Here is a 12,944-nt window from a genome sequence, read left to right on the forward strand (position 1 = left end):
TTTCATGTTACATTACCCGAAAAAGCACAGGAATTGACCACCCGGTTGACAGATAATTTCCAGACTTTAATTCCTGCATCTTCAAGTTAATTGCGTATATTAGGAAATCGTCCAAAAAATAAAATTTATTCCTTTATTAACCGGAAAGTTGGATAAAAAATTAAATTAAGTGCCTGTTCCAAGCTCGGAGCTTTCAACCTAAGAAACTGATCTTAATAAGGAACAGGTATGAACAAATTAGTTGAGTTTTTCTGTGATAAAGCTGGTTTTACTACCATCTTGTGTTCCCATTTTTCTAAATAGAGAATTTATAGGGCCTCCATATAAAATATTTTATTAACATAGTTTATTTATAATTCATTATTTTTTAACTATTCTGCCTGCGGCCATTTTCTATATTATGCCTTTTAAGTTAATTTCTAACTTAATTCAGTGTTCTCTTCCTTCTTTTCTTTGTCATTATATCAATGATAACGTTCAAAATTACATTGGATGGCAGATAGAAACTAGCACGGATAATTGACGAGGAAGGAAACATCCGTAAATTCGTTGGACGGTAGTTGAGTATAAAAATCCGTAATATTGGCAAGCCGAATTCTATTCCACCGACAAATAAGCTCTTGCTGTACAAGTGGAGTCAGGTTAAGCTGGACATTCCTCTGGACAGAATTTGCATCGATAAAGCGCTAACTGGGACAAAAACTGAGTAACATTATTTTCGGTGGTTTCAGAAATCAAGGAATTATTTAGATATATTTTACAATGATTCTTTGGTTAAAAGGCAAATCAGTATTATTTTTGAGGAGGTAAATATGAGATATTCGTTATTAGACAATACCAGCAACTGGATGAGTTGCGTCGATGACGGTAAAAGTTTAGCACACATATCTATTCCAGGAACTCACGACAGTTGTGCCAGAAAAGGGGCGTCGGGACAATTGGGTTTCATTGATTCAGGTATTGCTACACAAGATTCGGATTGCACAATAACAAAACAACTGGCAGATGGTATCCGTTATCTGGATATTAGATGTTGTGTAATTGATGGCGTCTTTGCCATTCATCATGGTAAATTCTATCTAAATATAAACTTTGGTGATGTTTTAAATGAATGCATTTCCTTTTTGGCGAATAATAACTCAGAAACCATTGTTATGAGAGTAAAACAAGAAAACTCATCGGTTACTGATAGTGAATTCTTAAATATATTTAATACACATTATTCAGATTATCATAGCAGCATGTATCTGGACTCTGCTATTCCAACACTTGGTGAAGTAAGGGGAAAGATTGTTATTCTTGCAAATGTACTTACATTACCAGGGATTCCCTATAGTTCTATAAAAGTTCAGGATGATTATACCGATACATCATTAGCGACTAAAAACGCAAAAATAGTTAATTTTATAAATGAGTCAGCGAAAGTAAATCGGAATAATGATAAGCCTGAAATATATTTAAATCATTGTAGTGCTGAGGACGTACCCTTGATAAGTCCAGAGTCATTTGCCAGATCACTCCAACCCATTTTGTCCCATGAATTTAAAAAAGGATTGGGTTCTGATCTGGTAGATAATTCAAAAAATGAGGCACCACACATCGGAATTATTGCAATGGACTTTTATATTAATGTATTGATTGCCGAGGTGATAAAGAGAAATGAAAATAAAGACCTATATAATTTGCCGGTGTATTCTATTTTTAACGACTATTATGGGAGGCATTATTTTTATGCTTCTTTATATATGGACCCCGCAGAGGACAGGAGACGGGTTTTTAGCTGGGCTCCGGGAAATAAGGTAATTAACGGTTTTTGGGTGTTAATTCCTTACGATGAAAAAAATAATCAGTATCATATATTTAATACCTATTATAAAGAATTTTTGTATGCCAGTACTTTTATTGAGGATAACAGAAGAGCTGTGTTTACCTGGATTAATGGTGTGTCAACGAGAGAAAGCATCTGGACTATAAAAGACGGTAACATTTATAATGAATATTATGAATGTTATCTCTATGAAAGCAGCCTTTCATATGCAGAGAACAGAAAACTTGTCCCGTGTTGGGCTCCGGGTAATCAAGTGGCACAGGATGAGTGGCAAATGACTTTTGAAAACAATACAACCAATTAATTTCATCATAAAAGACTCACGAACAGGATACATTGTGTTTTCTGTTCGTGAGATTTGTAGCATTGTGTTCTGGTTAAAAGGATTACCCAGTTAATATTGAGTTATCATAACCGTAGAAGCGGTTGTTAGTGGTTATTAAAAATTATTCAACAATATTCGGGCAAGCCTTTCTGGAAACTAATTGCTGAATATTTTGCAAAGTTGTTTCACTGATACTGGTTAAGGCTTCTTCGGTTAAGAATGCTTGATGGCCGGTGAACAGCACATTATGGCAAGAAGATAAGCGGCGGAAGATATCGTCTTGGATCACGTCATTTGATTTATCTTCAAAAAATAAATCTCTTTCATTTTCATAAACATCCATACCCAGCGCACCAATTTTTTGTTGTTTCAGTGCATTAATAGCAGCCACAGAATCAATGAGGGCGCCTCGGCTGGTATTGATGATCATCACGCCATCTTTCATTTTGTTGAACGCGGTTTCATCCAATAAATGATGATTTTCTGGTGTCATAGGGCAATGCAGGGAGATCACATCAGATTCAGCATATAAAGTCTCTAAGTCCACATATTCCACCCCCATCTTTATAGCTTCAGGATTGGGATAGGGATCATATGCCAGTAAACGCATACCAAAGCCGTTCAAAATCCGCAAAGTCGCGATGCCAATTTTTCCTGTACCGATAATGCCTGCTGTGCGTTTATACATGTTAAAACCCGTTAATCCTTCAAGAGAAAAATTGGCATCACGGGTGCGTTGGTAGGCTCGGTGGATACGTCGATTAAGACATAACATCAAGCCAACAGTATGTTCAGCAACGGATTCAGGCGAATAGGCAGGTACTCGAACCACCTGAATACCAAATTCCTTCGCGGCATCCAGATCGACATTGTTGAATCCGGCACAGCGCAGTGCCAAGATTTTGATGTTCATCTCAGCCAGTTCTTGCAGGACTTCCCGCCCACCATCATCATTGACGAAAATACAGATAGCATCTGCACCAATGGCATTTTTGGCTGTATGTGGACTCAAAGGAAAATCAAAAAACTCGATATGATAGTCAAAGCCAAGTTTTTGGTTGAGCATTTCAAAATGCTTACGGTCATACTGTTTGGTACTGTAAACAACCAACTTCATAACAACATCTCCACCATACGGTAACTATAGGATCATTCGAGCCATTTCATTGAATTCACTTTGTTGCAAAAACTGTCTGCAATAATGACGTCCATGGAAGGTTCTAAACGTTATCTTTCGCTATACTCGAATAAATCGCCTGATAAGCTATTCATAGCGATAGCTTGTATAATAAATCGGCTTAGAGCCTGATATGAGATTATCATAACAGGAAGTTGTTCTCAGGTTGAAAAGAAGAGATAAGGATTTAATGGCAAAAATACTCAAGGTGTTTGCAACGATGGTGATACTGCTGGCGTTATTGGTGTCAGTGGGATGGTACACTCTTCCACGTTGGTTGCCATTGATTGCCAGTTATTGGCTACCACAGGGGATCACTTTTTCTTTGAGCCAACCACGATGGGCTAACAATGCATTGTGGTTAGACGAACTGTCATTGCGGGTAAACGCGTGTGAATGGATCAAAATCTCTGGGTTATCTGTGGCATATTTATCGGGGAAAAATCATGTAGATCGCCACTGGAATATTCACGCTGCCGATATTGACAGCGATAGCCAATGCCTGGCGCAATTACCGGTAGCAGAAGGGCAATCAGCGCCAATATCTGTGCAAGAGGTATTAACGGCGATACCTTCGGTGAATCTTAACGTTGATCGGTTGTCTCTGATGCCCTGGCAGGAATTTGCCGGCAAACTCCAATTGAGTTCATCACCCCAAGGGCAAAGATTCTCTTACCAAAGTGAAAAATTAAAACTTAATGCGCATATTACAGATAAACACGATCTTATTATTCAGCATTTTTGGGTGAAATTACCTGAACAAGAGATTTCCCTGAATGGAAATATCGCATTACCCTTGGATGTAGCAACAATACCAGAACAAGGCCAAATTATAGCGCACTTATCTTTGAGCCAATATCCTGAACCGTTGCAACTGGCATTGAACTGGCAGGGGCAAAGCGGACAGCTCACCGTTTTTGAAGAAAAAAGCCAGCGGACATTGGCGGAATTACCCTGGTCGTTTGATGAATTGCAGTTTCAGATAGTGAATGGCAAATGGCAATGGTGGAAAGGCAGCCAGGCGTTGTCTGGGCGGGTGAATATCACGCTTGAACAGTGGAAAAAAGGATTGTCTGGCCTGTTAGTCAGTGGGCGAATAAATCTGGTCACCCAAAATGATTTGGGTAAAGGCAATGTGGTTCTTTCCGTGAAACCCACCCCAATCAATATCACTAATGCCCATATTCCATTTCAGTTAACAGGACAAATGAATAGTGGCCGAATGGTCATGACCATGTCATTGCCTGCCGTTATTACGGGGTCATTGGTTGATCCGAAAATAACGTTCCGCTCAGGCGCATTGTTCCGGGCATGGGGGAAAGTCAGTGAGACATTTACTATCAAAGAAGCCCGCTTACCATTGGCAGGTACTTATTTGGATCGTGATGGCTTTACTGGCCGGCTCCAGGCCATTGTGATGGCACAAGACCGTTATTGGGGGGAATTTAAACTACATCTGGATGGTTCCGCAAAAAATTTTATACCCGACCAGGGAAACTGGAATTGGCGTTATTGGGGGAGTGGAGATTTACCTCCATTACAGGCTAAATGGGATATCGCGGGTAAGGGAAGTTGGCATCAATCAAAGATAACGATAGAGACATTAAATACAGGCTTTGATCTTATCCAATATGGCCTCGTGAAAATGCAGGCACCACGCTTAAAACTGACTCATTCGTTGATTTGGGAACGTGCGGCAGGGCGTCCCAACTTAACGGGGGATTTGCAGTTATCCGTCCAGAAAACCGAATTTCGTTCTGGTGGTTTTTTGCCGGCCTTTGATTTTAACGCCACACTTTCAGGAAAGTCTCCTGATAACTTTATGTTGAATGGCAATCTGTACTCCAAGGGCATTGGCCCCATCCCTTTTTATGGTCGTTGGGATGGCACGCGATTGAGGGGAGAAGCCCGTTGGCCGAGGCAATCTTTATTAGCCTTCCAATCTTTGATCCCGCCAGATCTGGGTATTACCGTACTGGGAGGAACTATTTATGCACAGGCTGCGTTTTCTGCTGCAAAGGGGCAGGGATTGCGTGCAGGTGGCCATTGGGTGGTCAAGAATGCGGGGATGTGGTTGAAAAATGGGGAGGTTGATGGCCTGGATTTTGTTTTGCCGTGGCGTTTACAAGAACACACCTGGCAGCTAGGGCTGGGGTCTCCCGTCCAGTTGCGGATCAAAGCAATTAAGGGGTTATTTGATATGCAAAACGTGACCGCTGATCTACTGGGCTACTATCCGGCAACGGATAAGCAGCCGTTACAATTGACCAATGTGAAACTGGATATATTGGATGGTAGATTGGAAATGGGGCAATTACAGATCCCACAAAAAGAAGCGGCAATATTACGGTTTAACAGACTGAATTTGAGTAAATTGTTTGGTGTATTAAAAATCAAACAAATGGCGATGTCAGGAAAAATTAGCGGTGAATTTCCTGTATTGCTCAATGATAAGCATTGGATCATTCAACGGGGATGGGTATCTAACGAGGATTATCTGACATTAAGATTAGATAAGGATACCGTTGATTCTATAGGAAAAAATGACTTATCGGCGGGTATGGCAATGGATTGGCTGCGTTATTTAGAAATTGACCATTCAAAAGCCTATGTTACGCTCGATAATTTAGGCGTCTTGACATTGCATTCAGAGATTAGTGGCGTGAATCCTGTAGTGGATAGAAAACGTGAAGTCAGGCTTAACTATCATCATGAAGAGAATATTTTTCAGTTATGGCGCAGCCTGCGTTTTGGCAGTAACTTGGAAGAATGGTTGCAGAAAAATATATCTGTCATGAGTGGGAGTGACAAATGATAACGAACATTGAATTCAAACTGCCAACGATCAGGATGGGGATCATGTTGGCTAGTGTAGCCTTATTCAGTATGGCATTAATGGGCTGTATCCGGCTGGAAATGGCGACACCGGATAAGCCGATTAACATCAATATGAATGTCAAAATTGAGCATGAAATTCATATTAAGGTTGACAGGCAAATTGAAGATATGCTCAAAAACAACGCTAACTTATTCTAAGGACTAGAACATGAAAAAAGTGAGGATGATATTTCTGTTAAGCCTGTTATTCAGCGCTTTTGCTATGGGTATGACGTTGAATGAAGCCAAACAACAAGGGCTGGTGGGAGAGACATTTAGTGGCTATCTGGCGCCGGTAAAAAATACCCAAGATGCCCAGGCTGTGGTAAATAGGGTTAACAATGAGCGGCAAAAGAAATATGCTGAGATCGCGGCTCAAAACAATTTGACGACGGAGCAAGTTGCCAAAATAACGGGAGAAAAGTTGGTAAACCGCGCCGCTTCAGGCGAATATGTTCTTGGCATTAATGGTAATTGGGTGCAGAAATAGAGTTAATGTTCGGTTTGACTTGACCAGAACATTAAAAAAATTACTAAGCTCCTAATTTATGTGCTATATAATTAATTAACATTTATTGCACTTATAAGATGAAAGAAAATAATACCTTAGGAACAACATATGTTATCGTATATAGTCAACATTATTCGTTTCTTTGCTTTCCTGTGTCTTTTATTACTATCATCCTCATTGATAAGTGCCGGAGCTGATCATGATACGCAAACGGAAGAGAGATACTTACACAGTACAGAACAAAAAAATAACATAAATTTTGGAGTCACAAAAAAAATTTATTAGATTCAAATAATAAAAGAGAAGATAATTTAAATAAAAATAATGATACTTCAATACATCATGACTTAAATCTCATTACCCAAAATATTCAGATAGCAGGTAACATTCTATCACCTTCTCCTTCGGAGCTAGCTGAACAGGTACAATCTTATGCCTGGGCGAAAGGGAACTCACATAATAAGACGTGTCCACCGTTCCTTTGCCATTTTGTGTCCGGTGACGTTCTACGGCGATAATGCTACGAATGGTCGGCCATTTCTCGACTAATTCTGGCGTGAATTGGGGCTTTAACTGAAACACATAACGTTTTTCACGCCGGCCATGGGCTTCCTGCTTAACTTCCGTGATAATTTTTTCTTTACCAGCATCAAACACCGCCTGAAATTGCGACTGGACGGCTTCCCACAGATGAGGCTGATTTTTTTTCACCTGAACCACGACATGGGCTTTCTTTTCGCGGATTTTTTCCAGCGTTTGGCGCTGACAATGCAAGGCATCCAGCGTGACGATGCTGCCTTTCAGGTCAAGGATATCCAACATCTGCCGCACGATACGGATTTCCCCGTTTTTCGTGGCGGTGGCTTTCTGGCTCAGGACTAATCCTTGTTCCGTATCATATGCGGTGACCAGTTGGACGGCGTTTTTATTTTCATTACGGTAGGCGTGTCGCAGAACTTTTCCATCGAAGGCAATGACCGGTTTCCCTCCCTGTTCCCGTTGTTCATTGATCCCGTTGAGTAAAGCCTCCAACAGCGAATCAAGTTCAATAGCGCGCACGATCCTGGCCACCGTGTGTCGGCGTGGTATTCCACTGAGAAAGGGGCGATACTTTTTCAGCCACTTAATTTTGGCCCGACCATAAGTTTCAATATCTTGCCAACCTTCAGCGCCAGCCAGAATGGCGCTGATGACAAGAAAAATAACATCAATCAGCTCGTATTGACGGTTGATGTCAAAACGAGTTTCTTTCACAACAGCTAAATGTTCAATCAGGGTCTGGTTCGGATTCATGGGTGAGTATTCAAAAGAAAAATAAGGAGAATGAGATCATGTAATTACGATTCATTCAAGGGGGTAAAAAAGTATGCTCTCGCCCTGGGAAGTGCCGAATGATGAACAAACTCGATCAATATATGCATATGTTTTATGTGTACTGTATTATAATAAAGTAGACGTATAATAAAAAGTAATATTTCACATTAAACAGTGTGGATTTATCTATGTTGTATCCATATTAATTGGTGGTTAATTTGTTTTTAAATATAATATTGTTAATAAGTTAGATGGAGATATACCTCCAAAATACCATGTGGTGAAAATAAATACAGATGATAACTTTTTATTATCACCTGATAACTGTTTTTCATTGTACATTTAATTTTAAATTTAGCTTAATGTAATGGAGTGCATAGCTAATTTTATATATTCACACACAGTGAGGTGTATTATGTCAGAAGCAAAAAAAAATAATTTAAAGGGTAGTGGTACTCCATCAATAGAAATAGACGCAAAGTTATCAGTAACGCCTGATACTACTTTAATCTATGGCCAGCAATTTTACCTTGACGTGACTTTAACGGATAATGCTGGTAATTTACCACAAGGGTACTTTATTAGTGTTGTTGCAAAATCCGGCAGTGGTATAACAATAATTCCACCGAAAAATGGTATTTTAGCATCTGGTCATGAAAATAGTATATATGCGGGACTGTATACTATAGTAATTGACGATTATGATTCTAACACCATAAAAAATGGTAAAGTATCTTTTACTGTAGCTTTAGAAAATGGTACTAATAATGTTTACAATAAGGATGTTAGCTACAATGTAAAAAAAATACTTCCTTATACTTTGCAATTACTGCCGGACAAACCAGTCTGCGTTATTCCTAAAAAATATTCTGATCCAACATTCAATGATCCTGAGGATACGTATATTATATACGAAACCCATTTATTAGAAGATACAGGAGATCAGACACAAAATACGCCAATAAAAAAAGCACTGGTTTATCTTATTGCTTCACTTGACGAAGACATCAGTAAAAATGTTATTATTACATCTGATCCAGACCAGCAAAATACACCACTAAAAATTTATACCCATGCAAATATTAATGGTAAAATATTTATTAGTCTTACAAGTGATGATAGTGGAAAAATCAGGTTCCGTGTTTATCCAAATAATAAACCAACTGTTGGTAATAGTGATACTAATTATAAGCCGACCTTACTTTCCTTAGGATGTATGATTTTGGGGCAGGATGAATATCCATATATGTCAGAAAGAGTATGTATTATTGCTCCTAGACCATTTCTTGCTTTCGATGATCTAGAATTATTGCTGATTCCTGCTGCTGATGGTGGTGTAATAAATGGTGAGCCAGATGATCCTACTTTTGAAGTTACTATTCAGCCTTATGATAACCCTAACCCAGATGATCATATTTTATTTTTCACCAAAGAAAAAAATAAAATTCCTGATATTAAGAGTTTAATATTACCCATTTATAATATGCAGGGTGCTAGTGAAGCTAAGTATTCTTTTCCTATTCCTTTTGCCAGTTTTAAACCTGATGAATGGGAGGGGATTTTTTATGTGATTACAAATACAGAAAATACTCGTTATTCAATGGGAGAAATGATTAAAATTACAGGTGGTAGAACAAACCTTATACCGTCGGACGGAATAGAAAGAACCTATAATAAAGTTCAGGTTTACTCCAGTTTTGCCGATTATGCAGGTGACCCACAGTTGGTACAGCCAGGCGAAGAAAATGCGCTGTTTTGGGAGAGGAGTTATACCACCAGAGTGGAGTTGTCAAATTATACCAAAAATGGCGGTTATGATGCCTATGTGAAAATAACTGCAACAAACGATCTAACGGATCATACACGGCCAAAAGTGGGAGATACTGTATATGTAAATATGTACGTCAGGTCAGGTAATAAGAATTTTTTTCAAAAATTACCTACTACAATACTTTTATCGAAGCCAGATGCTGTTCCAGCAGGTAATAAAACATTATGTTCTACAGTAATCCCAATTAATCACCCATTATATTATGGAATAAGATCTTATAATGATGGCTCACCCGCTTTCGTTTATTTTGAGTATTATACGATAGATGAAAATAACAAGACAACGTTTAGCCACTATTGGCGAGGAATGACCAACACATCACTCCCTGGTCTGGACGATGATTAACTTTTTACAGTAAATAATTTCAGATTTTTTAATAACGTTAAAGCTAATGTTCCATGTTTAATTTATGGTGTGTTTTTTATTAAAAATTAACATCAGTAAAAAATATTATTTTATACTTGATTGGCTTCAATAGGTTTGTGTTATTTGAAAGTCTATGGATATAAATACCTTTTCATAATAGTGAAACACTGATATTTATGAAAACCCCTTACTCCTCGCGAGGAGTAAGGGAATATCCTACAATATTGAAATCTTATTTATACCAATCTAACTTCAAGTTGCCGTTTGCAAACCAACGAGAGTGTTTATATCTCCCCGCGTAGCGGGGAGATATAAAACGCATCTTGAAAGGCGACTGGTATATATCGTTGGAATGTTGGTTAAAAAATTAAAATGGAGTTTATTATGATTGATAAAGAAAATATAATATACAATTCTGTTGTGTCGTCAGTCGTTCTATCAGTACCACATCATTCAGATGTGGTTATTGGACAAAGTTTTTATCTTTATATTACCATAATGTTCAATGGGGAATCACCTTCGGAATTAGAGGTTGATTTATCGGTGATTAACGGAATAACGGTAGACAGTTTGACTAAAGCGACTCCCGTTGATGGCATAAAAAATGCCATACGCTCGATCGCGTATTTAACTGTTGATGATGACAGTACTTTAAAACCCGGAGACACCATTGCGTATAAATTAGAAATACCTAATATGCATACGCAAGAAGTACATTATACTGCGAATCTGATTGACGTAGATTCATTTAAATTGTCAGTCGATAAATATATTTGTGAAGTACCACAAACAGAGAATCGCATTGATAATGAAAATAAGAATTTTATTCTCTATACTGCGAAATTAAAAAATAGCAGTGGTAAGGAGATAAAAAATACCCCGATTCAGATTTCCTCAGCTATTAAGGATAATTTAAATGATAAGGTGATTATTACTACGGATCCGGATGATGGACAATCCAATCCAGTGACTCTTTATCCCATTGAGGAATATGAACAGGTTGTTATTCCTATCAATAGTAATCACCATGGTAAAATCAGTTTCCGCGTTTATCCAAAAAAGAATCAACCCGTTACACTGCGATTAGAAAGCGAATTGCCTGGGCTTGAAGTCTATTATGCAGCACCTGCTGTTTATATGCTGAACCCTAAGCCTGTCGATCCGCGTGAATTGCTTCCAGTGCCGATAATAAATAACCTGAATCATGGTCAATTGCAAGCATCGGGTTCAGATTATACATTTGATGTAATCGTTGAGCCTTATACTCATTTGCATGATGATGATAGTGTTATTTTTTTTATCGATGACAAACCTGTTTTGCCCATTAAGATGATAGCGCATTCAGATGCTCCTGATCACAGTTTTAAACTGTATTATGATCTGTTTCCAAAAGATAATATGGCACACCTTAATTACGTCATCGCACCAGTCGGCGGGGATAATCGATATTCAAAAAAATTACCGATTACCTACATAGGCGGTGGAGAGAATAAACCGTCAAATAGCATTGAGCGTGTTTTTGATATGCCTGTTGTCTATGCCAGTTGGGCGGATCCTAATAGTCAACCACCGTTAAATCAGGATGATGAGAGTTTTATACTGGAGTGTGGATCCACTATTAATAGTTCTTCAATCGCTGGCTATCAGAAAGAGGGGAATGAAGGTTATGGATTATTTGTGAAAATAATAGGAACAAATGATTTTACAGATAAACGTAAACCGAAATTTGGTGATACCCTTCATTTCACTATGTATCTTAACGGTGATTCAAGTGATGATTTGAGTGATGATGATCAATATAAACAGATCAACAAGCCTTTCTCCATTATTATTAATGACGTTCCTGACCATGATGGTGGTAAAGAATCCACAACGATCATTGGGATTAAATATGATTTATTAGTTAACTTTGCGAGTAGTTCACATTATGGTATACCGATAATTTATTTTGAATATTATATTAATAATGAAGGTTTGAGACAATATAGTCATTATTATTATAGCCAAATAGAAACTATTGGTGATTAATAAAAATGATAGAAGTGTACCTAATTCATTTTTATATGTTAATTATTATGAGGTAAAGAATAATGTCATCTAAGAAAATTACGACTTCTATAGAATCGGGTTCAGATTTAATCATAGGGGAAGAATTTATTCTCGATATCTTTTTAACATCTGATACACCTATTTCGAGTGATGCAAGTGTTGAATTGATACCTTATGGCGGTATAGGGTTGCGTAGAAATGTACCTCCAATCGTATTGTCTGATAATAATAAAAAAGGAACAATTTCTGTTGAATTACGTGTTGATAATGATGTCATTGAAAACAATGAAATTCAATTAGATATTCAGCCAAATTCAGCAGCAATAGGATTTGAAGAAACTAAGATATTTTATTATGCTAAAACGGTTGATATTTCTTCAGTACAATTAGCTGTCGGTGCGGATTATTTAGATATGCCAACTCAAGTTAATAACCCACCAAGTGGACGATATTTTGTGAAAGTGGGCACGGTAAAAAGTGCAGGGCAAGAGCGTGAATGTTCACTTCTTGCCTAACGCCTTAAATCCTGCGACTAAGACCTTATCCAAATAGTTAATATCCATACTCGCAAACCGCCTTTTTCGGCGAATGCTGGCTTTTTTGGTTGTTTCTGCCCGCAACATATTGACACTCATGTGACGCATACATCCCAATATTTCAGCCGAT

At 38.1% G+C, this 12,944-nt stretch carries 8 protein-coding genes and 2 pseudogenes; 7 read left to right on the forward strand and 3 right to left on the reverse strand.

The genetic code is table 11. The annotated features are described in order from the left end of the window. The first annotated feature begins 812 nt into the window (after positions 1 to 812). On the forward strand, positions 813 to 2,132 hold the full coding sequence (locus Xkoz_RS18155) for a phosphatidylinositol-specific phospholipase C (RefSeq protein WP_099143364.1): 1,320 nt from the start codon (positions 813 to 815) through the stop codon (positions 2,130 to 2,132). Positions 2,133 to 2,274: 142 nt separating this feature from the next. Here the strand turns inward: Xkoz_RS18155 and Xkoz_RS18160 are convergent, their stop codons facing one another. Next, positions 2,275 to 3,270, reverse strand: a complete 996-nt coding sequence (locus tag Xkoz_RS18160) for a 2-hydroxyacid dehydrogenase (protein WP_099143365.1) — start codon at positions 3,268 to 3,270, stop codon at positions 2,275 to 2,277. A 250-nt stretch (positions 3,271 to 3,520) separates the two neighbouring features. Between Xkoz_RS18160 and Xkoz_RS18165 the strand changes: the two genes are divergently transcribed. The 3 genes from Xkoz_RS18165 to Xkoz_RS18175 are packed head-to-tail and all read left to right on the forward strand — an operon-like array spanning position 3,521 to position 6,697. Beyond that, entirely contained in the window at positions 3,521 to 6,145 is a 2,625-nt protein-coding gene (locus tag Xkoz_RS18165; RefSeq protein ID WP_099143366.1) for a YdbH family protein, read from the forward strand. Positions 6,146 to 6,180: 35 nt separating this feature from the next. After that, positions 6,181 to 6,366, forward strand: coding sequence for a YnbE family lipoprotein (locus tag Xkoz_RS18170; RefSeq protein ID WP_099143371.1), 186 nt, complete (start codon positions 6,181 to 6,183; stop codon positions 6,364 to 6,366). Between the two features lie 10 nt (positions 6,367 to 6,376). Continuing rightward, on the forward strand, positions 6,377 to 6,697 hold the full coding sequence (locus Xkoz_RS18175) for a YdbL family probable chaperone protein (protein ID WP_099143367.1): 321 nt from the start codon (positions 6,377 to 6,379) through the stop codon (positions 6,695 to 6,697). Positions 6,698 to 7,141: 444 nt separating this feature from the next. Here Xkoz_RS18175 and Xkoz_RS18180 read toward each other — a convergent pair. Next, positions 7,142 to 8,011: pseudogene (locus tag Xkoz_RS18180) on the reverse strand (ISAs1 family transposase); the annotation flags it as partial. A gap of 436 nt (positions 8,012 to 8,447) precedes the next feature. On the opposite strand from Xkoz_RS18180, the gene Xkoz_RS18185 reads away from it, so the two are divergent. The 3 genes from Xkoz_RS18185 to Xkoz_RS18195 all read left to right on the forward strand — a co-directional run bounded on the left by Xkoz_RS18185 (position 8,448) and on the right by Xkoz_RS18195 (position 12,793). After that, positions 8,448 to 10,208, forward strand: coding sequence for a hypothetical protein (locus Xkoz_RS18185; RefSeq protein WP_099143368.1), 1,761 nt, complete (start codon positions 8,448 to 8,450; stop codon positions 10,206 to 10,208). Positions 10,209 to 10,613: 405 nt separating this feature from the next. Beyond that, positions 10,614 to 12,257, forward strand: a complete 1,644-nt coding sequence (locus tag Xkoz_RS18190; RefSeq protein WP_099143369.1) for a hypothetical protein — start codon at positions 10,614 to 10,616, stop codon at positions 12,255 to 12,257. A gap of 62 nt (positions 12,258 to 12,319) precedes the next feature. Further along, entirely contained in the window at positions 12,320 to 12,793 is a 474-nt protein-coding gene (locus Xkoz_RS18195) for a hypothetical protein (protein WP_099143370.1), read from the forward strand. Here Xkoz_RS18195 and Xkoz_RS23610 read toward each other — a convergent pair. Further along, a pseudogene (locus tag Xkoz_RS23610) lies at positions 12,779 to 12,944 on the reverse strand (ISAs1 family transposase); the annotation flags it as partial. The gene Xkoz_RS18195 and the pseudogene Xkoz_RS23610 sit on opposite strands and share 15 nt — an antisense overlap.

Source organism: Xenorhabdus kozodoii (genome assembly GCF_002632875.1).
Classification (GTDB): domain Bacteria; phylum Pseudomonadota; class Gammaproteobacteria; order Enterobacterales; family Enterobacteriaceae; genus Xenorhabdus; species Xenorhabdus kozodoii.

Bases quoted from the DNA above. Each gene is read 5' to 3' on its own strand.
- Xkoz_RS18175 (WP_099143367.1), top strand. From the start codon at position 6,377: ATGAAAAAAGTGAGGATGATATTTCTGTTAAGCCTGTTATTCAGCGCT.
- Xkoz_RS18160 (WP_099143365.1), bottom strand. From the start codon at position 3,270: ATGAAGTTGGTTGTTTACAGTACCAAACAGTATGACCGTAAGCATTTT.
- Xkoz_RS18195 (WP_099143370.1), top strand. From the start codon at position 12,320: ATGTCATCTAAGAAAATTACGACTTCTATAGAATCGGGTTCAGATTTA.
- Xkoz_RS18165 (WP_099143366.1), top strand. From the start codon at position 3,521: ATGGCAAAAATACTCAAGGTGTTTGCAACGATGGTGATACTGCTGGCG.
- Xkoz_RS18170 (WP_099143371.1), top strand. From the start codon at position 6,181: ATGGGGATCATGTTGGCTAGTGTAGCCTTATTCAGTATGGCATTAATG.
- Xkoz_RS18155 (WP_099143364.1), top strand. From the start codon at position 813: ATGAGATATTCGTTATTAGACAATACCAGCAACTGGATGAGTTGCGTC.
- Xkoz_RS18185 (WP_099143368.1), top strand. From the start codon at position 8,448: ATGTCAGAAGCAAAAAAAAATAATTTAAAGGGTAGTGGTACTCCATCA.
- Xkoz_RS18190 (WP_099143369.1), top strand. From the start codon at position 10,614: ATGATTGATAAAGAAAATATAATATACAATTCTGTTGTGTCGTCAGTC.